This window comes from Citreicella sp. C3M06, from assembly GCF_018860705.1.
In the GTDB taxonomy this organism is placed as follows: domain Bacteria; phylum Pseudomonadota; class Alphaproteobacteria; order Rhodobacterales; family Rhodobacteraceae; genus Salipiger.
In genome coordinates, this window is record NZ_JAHKQA010000105.1 from 14,198 (window position 1) to 28,410 (window position 14,213).

18 protein-coding genes, 2 tRNA genes and 1 pseudogene are annotated in these 14,213 nt (G+C 64.8%); 11 read left to right on the forward strand and 10 right to left on the reverse strand.

Features of this window, described 5'->3' with window-relative positions:
* Positions 1–170: 170 nt before the first annotated feature.
* From rplL to KO516_RS23435, 4 genes are all read right to left on the reverse strand, one after another.
* Positions 171–548, reverse strand: a complete 378-nt coding sequence (rplL, locus tag KO516_RS23420; protein ID WP_216006208.1) for a 50S ribosomal protein L7/L12 — start codon at positions 546–548, stop codon at positions 171–173.
* A 72-nt stretch (positions 549–620) separates the two neighbouring features.
* Positions 621–1,151, reverse strand: coding sequence for a 50S ribosomal protein L10 (rplJ, locus tag KO516_RS23425; protein WP_216006209.1), 531 nt, complete (start codon positions 1,149–1,151; stop codon positions 621–623).
* A gap of 261 nt (positions 1,152–1,412) precedes the next feature.
* Complete coding sequence (locus KO516_RS23430; protein ID WP_216006210.1) at positions 1,413–2,132, reverse strand: hypothetical protein; 720 nt, start codon at positions 2,130–2,132, stop codon at positions 1,413–1,415.
* A gap of 447 nt (positions 2,133–2,579) precedes the next feature.
* Positions 2,580–2,656, reverse strand: a tRNA-Met gene (locus KO516_RS23435).
* Between the two features lie 167 nt (positions 2,657–2,823).
* Between KO516_RS23435 and KO516_RS23440 the strand changes: the two genes are divergently transcribed.
* Positions 2,824–4,248 carry an amidase gene (locus tag KO516_RS23440; RefSeq protein ID WP_216006211.1) on the forward strand — a complete coding sequence of 475 codons (1,425 nt, stop codon included), beginning with the start codon at positions 2,824–2,826 and terminating at the stop codon, positions 4,246–4,248.
* A gap of 15 nt (positions 4,249–4,263) precedes the next feature.
* Positions 4,264–5,379: an alanine racemase gene (locus KO516_RS23445; protein ID WP_216006212.1), complete on the forward strand. Its 1,116-nt coding sequence runs from the start codon at positions 4,264–4,266 to the stop codon at positions 5,377–5,379.
* A gap of 255 nt (positions 5,380–5,634) precedes the next feature.
* On the opposite strand, the gene KO516_RS23450 is transcribed toward KO516_RS23445, so the two are convergent.
* Positions 5,635–6,351: a response regulator gene (locus KO516_RS23450; RefSeq protein WP_216006213.1), complete on the reverse strand. Its 717-nt coding sequence runs from the start codon at positions 6,349–6,351 to the stop codon at positions 5,635–5,637.
* A 130-nt stretch (positions 6,352–6,481) separates the two neighbouring features.
* Here KO516_RS23450 and mce point away from each other — a divergent pair, with 130 nt between their 5' ends.
* Both mce and KO516_RS23460 read left to right on the forward strand, forming a co-directional pair.
* Positions 6,482–6,886, forward strand: coding sequence for a methylmalonyl-CoA epimerase (mce, locus tag KO516_RS23455; protein ID WP_216006214.1), 405 nt, complete (start codon positions 6,482–6,484; stop codon positions 6,884–6,886).
* Entirely contained in the window at positions 6,886–7,173 is a 288-nt protein-coding gene (locus KO516_RS23460) for a DUF1467 family protein (RefSeq protein ID WP_216006215.1), read from the forward strand. Before mce ends, KO516_RS23460 begins: the two co-directional genes overlap by 1 nt.
* 2 nt (positions 7,174–7,175) lie before the next feature.
* Here KO516_RS23460 and KO516_RS23465 read toward each other — a convergent pair whose 3' ends face one another.
* Both KO516_RS23465 and KO516_RS23470 read right to left on the reverse strand, forming a co-directional pair.
* Positions 7,176–7,877 carry an EI24 domain-containing protein gene (locus KO516_RS23465; protein WP_216006216.1) on the reverse strand — a complete coding sequence of 234 codons (702 nt, stop codon included), beginning with the start codon at positions 7,875–7,877 and terminating at the stop codon, positions 7,176–7,178.
* Complete coding sequence (locus KO516_RS23470; protein ID WP_216006217.1) at positions 7,874–8,452, reverse strand: nitroreductase; 579 nt, start codon at positions 8,450–8,452, stop codon at positions 7,874–7,876. Before KO516_RS23470 ends, KO516_RS23465 begins: the two co-directional genes overlap by 4 nt.
* A 120-nt stretch (positions 8,453–8,572) precedes the next feature.
* Between KO516_RS23470 and KO516_RS23475 the strand changes: the two genes are divergently transcribed.
* Positions 8,573–8,830 (forward strand): DUF167 domain-containing protein, encoded by a 258-nt coding sequence (locus KO516_RS23475; RefSeq protein ID WP_216006218.1) that lies wholly within the window; start codon positions 8,573–8,575, stop codon positions 8,828–8,830.
* On the opposite strand, the gene KO516_RS23480 is transcribed toward KO516_RS23475, so the two are convergent.
* Positions 8,827–9,063, reverse strand: a complete 237-nt coding sequence (locus tag KO516_RS23480) for a hypothetical protein (protein WP_216006219.1) — start codon at positions 9,061–9,063, stop codon at positions 8,827–8,829. The two genes, KO516_RS23475 and KO516_RS23480, sit on opposite strands and share 4 nt — an antisense overlap.
* Before the next feature lie 134 nt (positions 9,064–9,197).
* On the opposite strand from KO516_RS23480, the gene KO516_RS23485 reads away from it, so the two are divergent.
* The 4 genes from KO516_RS23485 to KO516_RS23500 all read left to right on the forward strand — a co-directional run bounded on the left by KO516_RS23485 (position 9,198) and on the right by KO516_RS23500 (position 10,917).
* On the forward strand, positions 9,198–9,908 hold the full coding sequence (locus tag KO516_RS23485) for a M48 family metallopeptidase (RefSeq protein ID WP_216006220.1): 711 nt from the start codon (positions 9,198–9,200) through the stop codon (positions 9,906–9,908).
* 137 nt (positions 9,909–10,045) lie between these two features.
* On the forward strand, positions 10,046–10,303 hold the full coding sequence (locus KO516_RS23490) for a DUF6455 family protein (RefSeq protein ID WP_216006221.1): 258 nt from the start codon (positions 10,046–10,048) through the stop codon (positions 10,301–10,303).
* A 30-nt stretch (positions 10,304–10,333) separates the two neighbouring features.
* Positions 10,334–10,648, forward strand: a complete 315-nt coding sequence (locus KO516_RS23495; RefSeq protein WP_216006222.1) for a DUF6455 family protein — start codon at positions 10,334–10,336, stop codon at positions 10,646–10,648.
* A gap of 5 nt (positions 10,649–10,653) precedes the next feature.
* Entirely contained in the window at positions 10,654–10,917 is a 264-nt protein-coding gene (locus tag KO516_RS23500) for a DUF6455 family protein (RefSeq protein WP_216006223.1), read from the forward strand.
* Between the two features lie 64 nt (positions 10,918–10,981).
* On the opposite strand, the gene KO516_RS23505 is transcribed toward KO516_RS23500, so the two are convergent.
* Positions 10,982–11,965, reverse strand: a complete 984-nt coding sequence (locus tag KO516_RS23505; protein ID WP_216006224.1) for a complex I NDUFA9 subunit family protein — start codon at positions 11,963–11,965, stop codon at positions 10,982–10,984.
* Positions 11,966–12,113: 148 nt separating this feature from the next.
* On the opposite strand from KO516_RS23505, the gene KO516_RS23510 reads away from it, so the two are divergent.
* A tRNA-Leu gene (locus tag KO516_RS23510) sits at positions 12,114–12,199 on the forward strand.
* A gap of 386 nt (positions 12,200–12,585) precedes the next feature.
* Positions 12,586–12,842, forward strand: a pseudogene (locus KO516_RS23515) (hypothetical protein); the annotation flags it as partial.
* Between the two features lie 144 nt (positions 12,843–12,986).
* On the opposite strand, the gene KO516_RS23520 reads toward KO516_RS23515, so the two are convergent.
* A complete protein-coding gene (locus tag KO516_RS23520) occupies positions 12,987–14,213 on the reverse strand; it encodes a DUF1501 domain-containing protein (RefSeq protein ID WP_216006225.1) in 1,227 nt (408 codons plus the stop codon).

Sequence of the window (14,213 nt, forward strand, 5' to 3'; positions counted from 1 at the left end):
CAGAATTGTGCCTGCACGTCAAGAGTTCACCAACGCTGCCGCCGCGCCGCCCCCTGCCGCCCATCCCGGACAGGTTTCAACCAAACAGTCCGGCTGATATCCCGCCGCCAGACATGGAAAAAGGCGCCCCGCAAGCGAGGCGCCTTTCGAAAGAACGGTACAGACCGAGATTACTTGATCTCGACTTCTGCGCCTGCTTCTTCCAGCTTCTTCTTGAGCTCTTCGGCTTCGGCCTTGGAGACGCCTTCCTTGACGGGCTTGCCGCCGGCTTCGACCAGTTCCTTGGCTTCTTTCAGGCCCAGGCCGGTGATGCCACGGACTTCCTTGATCACGTTGATCTTCTTGTCGCCAGCGGCTTTGAGGATCACGTCGAACTCGGTCTTTTCCTCTTCGGCTTCGCCTGCGGCTGCTGCCGGGCCTGCCATCATGACGGCGCCGCCAGCTGCGGGCTCGATGCCGTACTCGTCCTTGAGGATGGTTTTCAGTTCCTGAGCTTCCAGGAGGGTCAGACCCACGATTTGCTCAGCAAGTGCTTTAAGATCAGCCATTTTGCTACTTCCGTTTGTTTAGTTGTGTTCCAACGTGCGGGGCTTGACTCCCGCGAAGGTATTCGGGTGCGCTTACGCCGCCTTTTCCTCGATCGTCGAGAGGATGGAGGCGATGTTCGAAGCAGGTGCGCCAATGGCACCGGCGATGTTCGCGGCGGGTGCGCCGATACAGCCGACGATGGAAGCAATAAGCTCATCGCGCGACGGCATCTTCGACACGGCCTCAACACCGGCACGGTCCAGTGCCGTCCCGCCCATATTCCCGCCAAGGACTTCGAGTTTCTTGTTATCCTTGGCGAAATCCTCGATCACCTTGGCAGCTGCCACGGGATCTTCGGAATAGACGAGAACGGTCATGCCCCCGAGATACTCAGCAATGCTTTCGCACGGCGTCCCCTCGAGAGCGATCTTGGCGAGCCTGTTCTTGGCGACGCGGACCGCAGATTCACCAGCGCTGGCGCGCGAGCGAAGGTCCGTCATCTCGGCAACCGTGAGACCCTCGTAGCGGGCAACCACCACGACGCCAGAGCTTGCGAAGATCTGGCCGAGTTCATCGACCAATTTCTCTTTCTGGGCTCTATCCACAGTTTCTCTCCAGTTCATGGAGGGGGAAGACCCCTCCGGCTCGTTATGGTCAGGTTTCCCTGACCGCAAAGGTCCGAAGTCGGGTCGTCGCATCGCGCAGCCGGAACACAAGTATCCGGAACGTTATGTCTCTTCCCGTCTCGGGCAGGAATTACAGGATTGCTCCAACCCACCGTCTCGGACGAAATAGGGCCTTCGCGAATCGCGAACGCCCCAACACGGGTGGCAGTACAGCCTGCGAGTGCTTTTGCCAAGCCGTTTTCACAGCGCCCTGCCCGATCAGCTGGCCATCGACAGGCTGTCATCGCCCTGCCATGCCAGCCACAGGCTTGGCGACATTTCCTCGGGCGACAGGAAGGTGCGAACGCTGAAGGTGGGGATACGCCGGTCACGGTCGGTTTCATAGCGCAGCGGCCAGTGATCGCCGACCATGGAACGATCCATTTGCCCGGCCCAGACCCCATCGTAGCGCGCGGAGCGGTGGTAACATCTGTCCGCGCCAGTTTGCTCCACCAAACCGCGGCCCCCGAACAGCGCTATCGCCTCGTCATCGATAAACCTGAGCAATCCGACAAGGCCGCAGGTCGAGCGCTGCACCAGACGCTGCAGCGCATGAGGGGAAAACGACACCCGTACCATGCTGTAACGTCGACGATGCGGCGCAGGCGCGACGCGCACGCGCGTGTAGACAAGGACCTCTTCGCGAAACTGCTCTCCCTCCTCGTCCAGCAGGATCATCTCGCGCCGGGTGCGCAGCGCCACCGAGAGGCCATCGCCGCTGCGCGCAACCCGTACCACACCCGGCAGCTTGCGCAGCCGCGTTCCGACGCGCCTTTGGTTCGACGCATGGCGGGTAAGCCCAGCGGTGGCCTCGATGACGCGCGCCATGTCGCCATCATCGCGCGCCGCAAGCTCGAAAGCCTCGCGCGCGATGCCACGTGACAGTGACTTGCGCAGGTGAACCGGAACCAGAGGATGAATGTCGGGACAGTCAGTCATGAGAAACGCCTCCATCGCACAATGCATGAAGAAAACGTTAACCCAACAGGGTGACAAAATCCGCCGCACCGCAGCAACAGGCGCGTGCCGCCGCGACATCCACCGGCATTTCGCCTTAAAATGTCGCACGATCGGCAGACTCTAGATCGCCGGACGCCGCCATCACCTTGGCTGGATCAAAGGCTTGACGGGCTCACCTTCCACGATCTGCGTGGCACCGCCGTGACTCGGCTCGCACGGGCGGAATGCACGACAGCGGAAATCGCCACTATCACTGAGCACAGCCTTAAAGACGTCGAGTCGATCCTAGAAGCTCACTATCTGAATCGCGCTTCGGCGCTTGGCGTATCCACCATTCGGAAGCTGGAACTGCACGAAAGGAGAACGAATACTCCCAGCTGCTCAACCCTGCTCTTAGGGCGAGGAGGGGATACTGTTTGGGATTAATGGTAGCGGAGGAGGGACTTGAACCCCCGACACGCGGATTATGATTCCGCTGCTCTAACCAACTGAGCTACTCCGCCAAACCGTGAGGGGCGATCTAAGGGAGCCGCGCGGCTGGGTCAAGCGGAAAAATCGCCCATTTTATTCCATGCGGTGCGGCCTCCGTTGCACCATCCGGCGGCCAAGGGTTCCAGCCCAGCCCGCCGCGTGCCAGAACCGGCGCAACGCCCCAGAGGAGAGCCTGCCGATGACCGCTTTCGACCCCACGACCCTTGCCGCGAGCGACCTTGTGGCCCGGATGCGCGACGGGCTGTCCGCCCGCAGCGTGATGGAGGCATTCCTCGACCGAATCGAGACGGTGAACCCGCAGGTCAACGCCATCGTCTCGCTGCGCCCGCGCGAGGAGCTGATTGCAGAGGCCGAAGCCCATGAGTCCGCGCCCCACCCCGGACCGCTTGCCGGGATGCCGATCGCGGTCAAGGATCTGGTCGAAACCCAAGGCATCCGGACCACCTTTGGATCGCCGGTGTTCGCAGACCACGTGCCCGAGGCCGACGCTCTGGTCGCCGCCCGGCTCAAGGCCGCCGGGGCGATCCTGATCGGCAAGACCAATACGCCGGAATGGGGCCATGGTTCGCACAGTTTCAACCCGATCTTCGGCGCGACGCGCAATCCCTATGATCTGACGCGCAGCGCGGGCGGCTCTTCGGGCGGGGCCGGGGCAGCGCTGGCCACGCGGATGCTGCCGCTTGCAGACGGCTCCGACATGATGGGGTCGCTGCGCAATCCGGCGGCGTTCAACAACGTTTACGGCTTTCGCCCGAGCTGGGGACTCGTGCCGAAGGACGCCGGGGACGAGACATTTCTGTCGACCCTGTCGACCGAAGGGCCAATGGCGCGCAGCCCGCGCGACGTGGCGCTGCTGCTGTCGGTGCTGGCCGGGCCCAACCCCCAAGTGCCCTTTGGCCGACAGCCCGAGGATTTCACTGCCCGTTTTGGCGAAAGTCTTGCAGGCAAGCGCATCGGCTGGCTTGGCGACTGGGGCGGGGCCTACCCCACCGAGCCGGGAATTCTGGAAACCGTAGAACAGGCGCTGCAGGTGTTCGAAACGCTTGGAGCCACGGTCGAGCCGGTGGCGCCGCCCTTCGCCGCCGACGATCTCTGGACAGCCTGGACCACGCTGCGCGCCGGGCTCAACGCCAATACCAAGCGTGCGCTGCGCGACGATCCAGAGAAACGGGCCCTGACCAAGCCAGAATCGCTGTGGGAGATCGAACAGGGCAGCGGTCTGCCCATGGCCGCCTTCTTTGATGCCGCGCGCATCCGTTCGGACTGGTACAGCCGCGCCGCCACGCTGTTCACGCAATTCGATGCGCTGGTCCTGCCCTCGGCGCAGGTCTGGCCGTTTCCGTTCGATTGGCGCTGGCCCTCGACGATCGCGGGCAAGGCGATGGACAGCTATCATCGCTGGATGGAGATCGTCGTGCCGGTAAGCCTTGCCGGCCTGCCCTGCATGGGCCTGCCCGCCGGGTTCTCGGACAGCGGGTTGCCGATGGGCCTGCAGCTCTTTGGCCCCACTGGCAGCGACGCGGCGATCCTTGCCATGTCCGATGCCTATCACCGTGCGACCGACTGGCCCGGGCAACGGCCGCCAGCGCTCGCCCACCCCTGACTTTCCGGAGGTTCCATGCAGGATCTGCACACCCGTGACACGCCCTTCCTTGCGCTCGACAAGGCGCGCCTTATGTCCAATTGCGCTCGAATGCGCGCCCGAGCCGACGCGCTTGGCGTCACCCTGCGCCCGCATCTGAAGACGGTGAAATCGGTGCCTGCCGCCAAGGCGATCCTTGGCGCGATGAGCGCGCCCGCAACCGTCTCGACCCTGCAAGAAGCGGAGGCCTTTGCCGAAGCGGGCGCAACCGACCTGATCTATGCGGTTGGCATCGCGCCAGCCAAGCTGCCACGAGTCGCCGCGCTGCGGGCGACGGGGGTCGACATCGCGGTGATTCTCGACAGCGTGGCGCAGGCCGAAGCGGTTGCCAGCTGTCCCACGCCGATCCCGGCGCTGATCGAGATCGACACCGACGGCGCCCGCGCCGGGCTTGCCCCCGATGCGCCCGAGATCGTGCAGATCGGCCGCATCCTTGACGCGGGTGCCGCGCTGCGTGGGGTTCTCACCCACGGCGGCGCGTCTTACGGCTGTTTCGATCCGGCATCGATGCAGGCGCTGGCAGCGCAAGAACGCGATGGTGCGCTCGTGGCGGCCAAGGCGCTGACGGACGCGGGGCTGCCCTGCCCGGTGATCAGCGTCGGATCGACCCCCACGGCATGGTACGGCACGGACCTTACGGGGATCACCGAACTGCGCGCCGGGGTCTACACCCTGTCCGATCTGATGATGGCAGGGCTTGGCGTCGGCACGGTGGATGACATTGCCGCCAGCGTCGTCACCACGGTTATCGGCCACCAGCCGAGCCGCGGCTGGATCGTCACCGACGCGGGTTTCATGGCGCTGTCAAAGGATCACGGCACCGCGGCGATGCCTGTCGATCAGGGCTACGGCCTTGTGGCTGCGCTGGATGGAACGCCTTTTGGCGATCTTGTCGTCAGAGCTGTGAGCCAGGAACATGGCATCCTCGCCCTGCGGCCCGGCAGCAGTGGCACCCTGCCCGAACTGCCCATCGGCAGCCGCCTGCGCATCTACCCGAATCATGCCTGCGCCACGGTTGCCATGCATCCGGCCTTTGCCGTTTGCGACGGGATGCAGATCACCGAAGACTGGCCCATCCTGCGCGGCTGGTAAAGGCGCGTGACCACCGCCGAGCGTCCGGCACGCTCGGCGCAAACAGCGCTGAGCGACGGGCACGACCGGATGATCTGCGAGCGAGACTCCGCCAAGATTCATGAACCTGCACCGTAGCGAAGCGTTTCGCGCAAAAATCTTTACCCAAGGACTGAAGGACGTCAGCAGTGAGCGCCGATGGCGACACGCCCGGCTTGAGATACGTTCCGCCAGCATGCTTGCACTTGCTGGTCCTGTGGGCGGCGAACGCCCGGTTCAGATCGCAACCCGATCCGCGAGCCTGTCCTGCACCAGCCCGGCAATGCGGGCGATGTCCGACTTAGTCGGACGCCCGTCCGAGCGGGCGTCGGCAAGCCCATCGGCGGCATCGACCAGCGCATGATCCCCCGCGCTGAAAGCCACGCCGCGCAGGAACGCGGTCACGTAGTCCAGCATTCGCTCGTCGCCATCATCGCCCAGCACATCCGCCGCATGGGCCATGTCATCGCGATAGGCCAGCGGGTCGGGCCGCACCGTTTCATCGCAGACCATACGCACCCCGCGCGGGCGACGCTCGGCCGGAAGGTTCGAGATGATCATGTTCTGAAAGCCGATCACGCTGTCCACTGGCTTTGGCAGAAACCCGTCGGCCCCGGCAGCCATCGCCACATCTTCGGCGAAAGTATCGCCGCTGGTGCCAAGGATCACCGAAATCCGCGGCATGGTTGCCGCCAGTTCCGAGATCAGTTCCGCCCCAGAACCATCCGGCAGCCCCATATCGATCACCGCCACCGTCGGGCGATAGACCCGCAGGTGCCGCCGCGCCGATTGCAGGCAATCCGCGCGGCGGATTCGCGCACCGCTGCGCAGGCACAGCAGGCGGATCGCGTCGCAGGCATAACGACTGTCCTCGACCACGAGTACGGTCATGCCAAGCAAAGGACGGCTCGCCGTGGGGCGCGGGATCGAAGGCAGGGCATCCGAGTCGGTCATCACACTCTCCATCAAGGTTCCATCACAGTCTTCACGAATTGTTCCTAATGGCGGGTTAACGTCGCACCCATCTTGTGAGCCTCGCCCCCTTGCGCGATAACCTCAGCGTCAACGTCTGGAGGAGACACCCATGATCGGCCGCCTGAATCACATCGCCATCGCTGTTCCCGACCTTGAAGCCGCCGCGGCTCAGTATCGCGACACGCTTGGGGCCAATGTCGGCGCGCCGCAGGACGAGCCCGACCATGGCGTCACGGTTGTGTTCATCGAACTTCCCAACACCAAGATCGAACTGCTCTATCCGCTGGGCGAAAACTCTCCGATCAAGGCGTTTCTCGACAAGAACCCCTCGGGCGGGATGCACCATGTCTGCTACGAGGTCGAAGACATCATCGCCGCGCGTGATCATCTGAAATCGCAAGGTGCACGGGTGCTTGGCGATGGGGAGCCGAAGATCGGCGCGCATGGCAAACCGGTTCTGTTCCTGCATCCCAAGGATTTTCAGGGCACCCTGACCGAGCTCGAGCAGGTCTAATGGATCCGGTTTCAGGCCTTGTTCTGTTCGCGGTCATCTGGTTCATGACCTTTCTGTGCGTCATCCCGTTCCGGCTGGAAACCCAGGGCGATCGCGGCGAGGTGGTGCACGGCACCCATGCCAGCAGCCCCGAGGTTCACAACCTGCGCCGCAAGGCGCTGATCACCACCGGCATTGCGGCGGTGATCTGGGCACTTGCGGCCTGGGTGATCCTGTCGGGAGTGATCTCGGTGCGCGAACTCGATTCGTGGATGTTCCAGCGGATGAGCCCGCGCCCCGAGCTGTGATCCTAGCGTCTCGCGGCGCGCGCCTCGAGACGGTGGAACAGGTGGGTGAAGGTCGCCGCGCCAAGGATTGGCACCAGCAGATTCACCAGCGGGATGGTCAGCGGCACCGCCATCAGCACGCCCGCGATCCAGATCGTCGGCAGGTAGCGGCGGCGCAGCTGCGCCGCGCCCGTGCGCCCCACCCGGCGGATCGCCGCAAGGGTGAAATATTCCCGCCCGAGCAAAAAGCCGTTCAGCCCCCAGAAGATAAACGGCGCAAGCGGGGCGAGCAGCAGGTACAACACCAGCGCCACCACGTTCGCAAGCACCAGAACCCCAAGAAACCCAAGCGAATCCCGAATGTTGTCCAGCAGGCTCAGCTCGTTTGCCGGGGGCAGCCCCGGATAGTGACGGTCTTCGACCGCCTGCGCCACATCATCGAGAAACAGCCCCGTCACTGCCGAGGCGACCGGCACCATCAGCACCACCGACAGCAGCAGCATCAGCGGGACAGCGCCCCAGCTGACCGCATCATCGACCCAAGTCACCGTGCCGACCCACGGCAGGTTGACCCCATCGCCGATGAACCAGCCGACCACCTGCACGAACAGCACGTAAATCGCCACGAAAATGCCGATGGTGATGCCCACCCCCTTGAGCAGCACCATGCGAAAGCGCGGATCTCCAAGTTGGCCGACGGCGGCCAGAAACGCGCCGGGGATCATTCCGAGACCCAGCTTACGACAGCATCCAGATCCGGGCGCGGGCGATCCGGCGGCGCCGAGGTTTCGGTGCCGATATGCAGGAACCCGGCGATGCGCTCATGCGGGGCAAGGCCCAGTGTCTGCTCGACAAACTCCCGGTCTTCGGCGATCCAGCCGGTCAGCCAGTTCGCCCCCCAACCGCTGGCCAGCGCGGCATTGAGCAGCGCAAGGCAGACCGCGCCGGCGGAATAGGTCTGTTCGATGGCGGGCACCTTGGGGCTGTCCTTGGGCGATTCCACCACGGCGACGCAGAGCGGGCTGTCGGCAAATTGCTTGCGCCCCTTGCCCGCGACGTCCTCGGCCAGACCCAGCGCCGTGCCGCGTGCGCCCGCCGCCTCGGCCAGACGGGCCAGCGCGTCGCCCTGCAGCACGATAAACCGCCACGGTTCCAGCTTGCCGTGATCGGGCGTGCGCGCCGCCGCTTCGAGGATCGGCAGCAATGCCGTGCGGTCGGGGGCCGGGCCGGTCAGCGTCTTGGCCGGACGCGAGCGCCGGCTCAGCAGAAACTCCATCGCTGCGGGATTGGGAACGGGCATGCGCATCTCCTTGAAGGGTCAGCCCTTATGTCAGGCTTTCGGCGCGGGCTTTCAACCCGAAGCCGCCGTTGCCGGGCCTGCCCGCCCCTGCTACCGCTGCTTCAGCCCAACGGAGACCCTATGGCCAAGCCCACCCTGCCCCATCTTGCAACGCCCGGCGCGTTGATCGAGCTGCGCGTGACGCCCAAGGCCTCGCGCAACGAGATCCGCGACGAAGACGGCGCGCTGCGCGTCTATGTCACCACCGTGCCCGAAGACGGCAAGGCCAATGCCGCCGTGATCAAGCTGCTGGCAAAAGCGCTTGGCGTGCCGAAATCGCGGCTGACGCTGCTGCGCGGCGCCACCTCACGCGACAAGCTTTTCCGGGTCGAGCCCTAATCCGCCTTGCTGCGCACGTAGACCCCTTCGGGCAGCGAAAGCGCGGCGGCAAGGTCGCGCATCTGGGTCATCGACAGGGTGATCTTGTTCACGCTGTCGGTGCGCGGGTCGTATTGCTCGACCGTTACGCATTCCTCGAACCCGGAGACGATCACGTCTTCCTGAAGATGTGGGGCGCCCTCGTCGACAAGCGTGACGACCGTGGCGTCGAATTCGTGCTCTATGCTGAACATACCGCCAGCCTAGCCCGTTGCATCAAGGCTGCCTATCCCTGAAATTCGCCGGGCGGCCGGTCGCATGTCTGGCGCCGCCCTTCCGGCGCGCCTATGCTTGGGGCATGATAGTCCCGAATAAGGCATTGTTCGCCATGCGCCGCTTCCTGCCGCTGCTCTTTCTCGCTCTTGCGGCCTGCGGGGCCGTTCCGATCGCGACCACGCCGACCGGCAGCGCCCCATCGACCTTGGCAGAGCAGCGCGCCGAACGGGCGACCCGCCAGTTCATCGACGTTGCCACCACCGTCGAGCCGGTGGTCGAAGACGAATGCCGGCGCAGCACCCGCGGGCTGAACTGCGACTTTCTCATCGTTGTCGACGACCGGCCCGCCGCCGAGGCCAATGCCTTTCAAACGCTCGACGATTACGGGCGCCCGATTCTTGCCTTCAATCTTGCGATGATCGCCTCGGTGCAGAACCCCGACGAGCTGGCATTTGTCATGAGTCATGAATCGGCGCATCACATCCTCGGGCATCTTGCCCGCGTCGAAGAGGATGCGGCGGTTGGCGCTATCATCTTTTCCGGCCTTGCCGCCATGTCCGGCGCCGACGATGCGGCGGTGCGCACTGCCGAGGAATTCGGGGCGTCCGTGGGCGCGCGGACCTTTTCCAAGGAATACGAGCTTCAGGCAGATCAACTGGGCACGATCCTTGCGATCAAGGCCGGGTATGATCCGCTGAAAGGCGCAGCGTTCTTCACCCGCATCCCCGATCCGGGCGATCGTTTCCTTGGCTCGCACCCGCCCAACGCGGCCCGGATCGAGATCGTCCGCCGCACCGCCGAAACCTACCGCGCCACCAACTGACCCCTGCCAGATGCCAGCCACGTCACGCCCCTTGCACGCAAAGGGCGAGCGTTGACCTGCATCAAAGGCACCGCCTCTCCACCTTGCTAGGATGTCGGAACGATCATCCGACATACCCAGCATGGGGGAATGAAGATATGCCCAGCCCCAATCCGCTTGAGCGTCACGCAAAGCTTGTCGACCACATGGCATCCGCCTTGGGGGTCGATCTCGAAGAACAGATCTTGCGCGGCAAACTCAACCTTGACGCGATCGAAGACGCGGTGCTCAGCTGCACCAACTGCACCCAGCCCGGCGCCTGTGAATCATGGCTGGCCGCGCGCACCGATGTTGCCCCCGAAGCCCCGCATTACTGCCGCAACCTGACCCTGTTCGAGGCTTTGCGCGACGCCTGACAGGGCGCACCGATGGGAGAGGAAACCAACATGTTCGACACCCCGCCAACCACGAAGGCGCAAGACACGCGCCGCCCTCGGCCACTGGGCGCACGGACCGATCATTACTGGCTGGTCCAGCGCATGGCACGCGCCAACGGCACCGATCTTGCCACCGCCAGCAATGACGGCCACCTGACGCAAGAGCAATGGGCAGCGATGATCGAACGCTGTCGCGGCTGCGCTTGGGTGCAGGGCTGCCAGCGTTGGCTCGCCCAGCCCGAACAGGCGCTGCGTGACACGCCAGCCAATTGCGGCAACCGCGCGCATTTCGCCGACCTGAGGACCAGACTGCAAGCAGAGTGAGACCGATGCCACGTCCCCTTGGAGATCCCGCGCGACATTTCTGGATGACCCGAAGCGTTGCGCGGGTCATGGGGCTCAGTCTCGCCGAAGAGATGCGCTGCGGCAGGCTCGAGGCCGAGGAATACGCCCGGATGGTCACCAGTTGCCGCGGCTGCCCCGTCGTGTCCTCGTGCGAAAGCTGGCTGGGCCGTCAGACCTGCATCGCGGCCTCTGCCCCGCAGGGCTGCTGCATCAGCGCAACGCTGGCGCGCCTTCGCCGACGTCACTGAGCGCGTTCAGCAGAACAGCGGCCCGCCGTCCTGTCCGATACTGCGCCGCAAGGCGATCTTTCGGTCAGCCCTGCCGCATGTGTTTGGCGGATTCCTTGATCAGGTCGTACTGGCCCGAGGGACGGAACCGCCACAGGTAGTCGGGCAGCACCGCTTCAAGCGAGGTCGGGGTGATCCCAAGCTCGGCAAAACCACGCGCCCCGGCAGACACCACATTGTCGGATTTCAGGCTGGCCACCTGATCGCGGGTGATCTGCGCCGGAATGATGCCGCCGCTCAGCCCGGCCAGCGTCTCGAAAACACTGCCCATCACCGAAGCAAGCCCGAACGGCAGGTTCACCACCGCCCTGCGACGCCGGATCACCGTCAGCATCTGCCCGATCAACGCCCGGAACGTCGCGACCTCTGGTCCGCCAAGTTCATAGACGTCGGGTGCGGCCTCGCCCGTCGCGCCCAGCACGGCGGCATGCGCCACGTCATCGACGTAGACCGGCTGGAATTTGGTCTCGGCGCCGACCAGCGGCAGCACCGGACCCATGCGCGACATGCCGGCGAACCGGTTGAAAAAACTGTCCTCGGGGCCAAAGATCACCGACGGACGCAGGATCACCGCGCCGGGCATGTGCTTGAGCACGGCCTCTTCGCCCTGCGCCTTGGACCGGGCGTAGGCGCTGGCGCTGTCCGTATCGGCACCGATCGCCGAAAGCTGCACCATATGGGCCACGCCCTGTTCGGCGGCGATGCGGGCGATGCGCTCCGCGCCCTGATGCTGGATCGCCTCGAAGCTGTTCTTGCCCTTGGCGTCAAAGGTCCCGACACAGTTCACCACCGCATCCGCGCCCAGCATGACAGAACGCACCGACGCGTCATCGCGGATATTGCAGACCACCGGCTCGACCTGGCCGACGGCGCCATATGCCTTGACGAACAGCGCCTCGTTCGGGCGCCGCACCGCAACGCGAACACGCCATCCAAGCTTGGCCATGCGCCGCGCCACATGGCGCCCGACGAAGCCCGAGCCACCGTAGATCGTGACGAGTTTGCTCATGCTGACTGCTCCTTGTGCGAGGCTGTTGCGCCCTGAATACCGGTCCGGGGTAGCCCCGACAAGGTGCCGTTGCGAAAGAGGGAAAACAATTTGAAAAACTCTGTTGACACTCCCCCCTACCAACTTTAAACGCCCCCTCACCACCTGTGCCCAGGTGGCGGAATGGTAGACGCGCTGGCTTCAGGTGCCAGTGGCCGCAAGGCCGTGGAGGTTCGAGTCCTCTCCTGGGCACCACTACTTCTATGGAATACATTGGTCTATCTACAGCCCTTCTGAGCTGTTAGGATCCGCAGACCATGTAGGAGCCCGTTTCCTCCTCGTTTAGCTACGTTAAATGTGGGATCGACTACTTTAGCCGTTGCATCTCGACCAAGCTGAAGAGCCATTACACCTCACCCCCATCGCATTTTCGCCTCGCACGTGATCCACCCGGATCGCCGAGACGAGAGGCAGACGAGCTGCCGATCAGCTCGACGAGTATTGGCTTCACCTTCTGTCCCAGTCGAAAGAGTTGCCGGGGAAGCACATGCTTCGTCTTCAGCGCGATCCTCGGGCGGCATCGACGGCAACACCTGCTCCTCGCGTCGAAGCGGTCTCCGAGACCATCACCCTGTCCAAACGCTTTACGATACCTAGGGCGCGCACTCTGGCGACGTTGGAGCGGCTGCCCACGCCGAAGCCGCGTCGAGACCAAACCTGTCGTGACATTGCTTTGCGATGCGCGTCCTGCGTTCTGGTCGGTCAGTGGAGGCTCTGCCGGAAACGGACGGGCCAATCTCTCATGGCACGGGACTTCAACAGGCAGGTCGCAGAAATCCAACTCCGTATCGCCGTGCTCAAGCGCTATTCTGCGCTTGGCATGGCTGTCGCTGTGCCTACTCTGAGGAAAGGGAAAAAACGTCCCTCACCCGATTTGTGCGACAAAGCCAGCGAGATCTGTAAACGGTGCAGGCGGACACGCTGCGCGCGCAGCATATCGAGGGGTGTTCAGGGCCTCGGCCAGAGAGCCGCCCCAAGGCCGCTACAGCAATAGACGCGGATCGCCCCCAAGCTCGACGCCGGGAAACACTTCGCGTTCCAGAACCCCGGCCTCGAGCCCGAAGAGGCCGCGCATCAGCCAGCCGACATGAGCGCGCAGATCGCGCGTCGGCATCAGGTCGCGCCGATCATTCAGTGCCGCCTCGTCCAGTCCGGGCCAATCCGTCACCACGCGCCCGCCGCGCAGCGCGCCGCCCGCCATCAGCATCGCGCCCCCGGTGCCGTGATCGGTGCCCCCGGTGCCGTTGAAGCGCACCGTGCGCCCGAATTCCGTCATCGCCACCACCGCCGTGCGCTGCCATGCCTGCGGGCCAAGCTCGTCGCGCAGCGTCAGGATCGCGCTCGACAATCGGCCGAGCGCCCGGCCCAGCGGCGCATCCTGCCGCGCGTGGGTATCCCAGCCGGTGATCGAGAATGCCGCGATCCGGGCATCGGCGCGCAGCTGTTGTGCGACGAAAGCGGCAAGGCGCGCCTCGCCGGGGCCTCTGGCGGCGGCCATGTCGGCGCCCATCATCTCGCCCATCTCCTGCGGGCTGAGCGCGCTCTCCAACGCATCACCGTCACCATCGGCGATGCGAAAGGCCTCGGACATGGCGGCTGCAAAGGCGGGGTCATCCTGCATCACTAGCTCTGCAAGGCGGATCGCCTGCGGGCTCAGCGCCAGATCCGCCTCGGGCGCCCAGCGGGCCACCGGCGCCGCGCCGCGCAGCACCGCCAGCGGATCAGAGCCAATCGCCCATGCGGTCTGCGTGCCGATGCCCGGATAATGTTGCAGCATCCGGTTGAGCCAGCCGTCGCGCCGCGCGCCGCTGGCCAGATCCGCCACCCCGGCTTCGAGCAGATCCTGCCCATCGAAATGGCTGCGCTTGTCGCGATAGGGAGTCGAGACAGCGTGCACCACGCTCAGCTCTTTCGCCTGCCATAGCGGCATCAGCCCGGCCATCGACGGGTGCAGCGCAAAGCGCCCGTCCAGATCAAGCGGCCCGCCGTCGGCATCGGGCAGCGCCGCGCCGCGCAGCGCCTTCCACGCCGGATCGCCCCAAGGCTGCGCCATGGCAAGCCCGTCCATCGCGCCGCGCAGAATGATCACCACCAACCGGTTGTCGCCCGGCGCCGCCGCAAAGGTGACCGGCGTCACCAGCGGGCTGGCGGCCAGGGAACAGCCGATCAGCGCCGAGCGGGTCAGGAAGGCGCGCCGTGATAGCGTCAT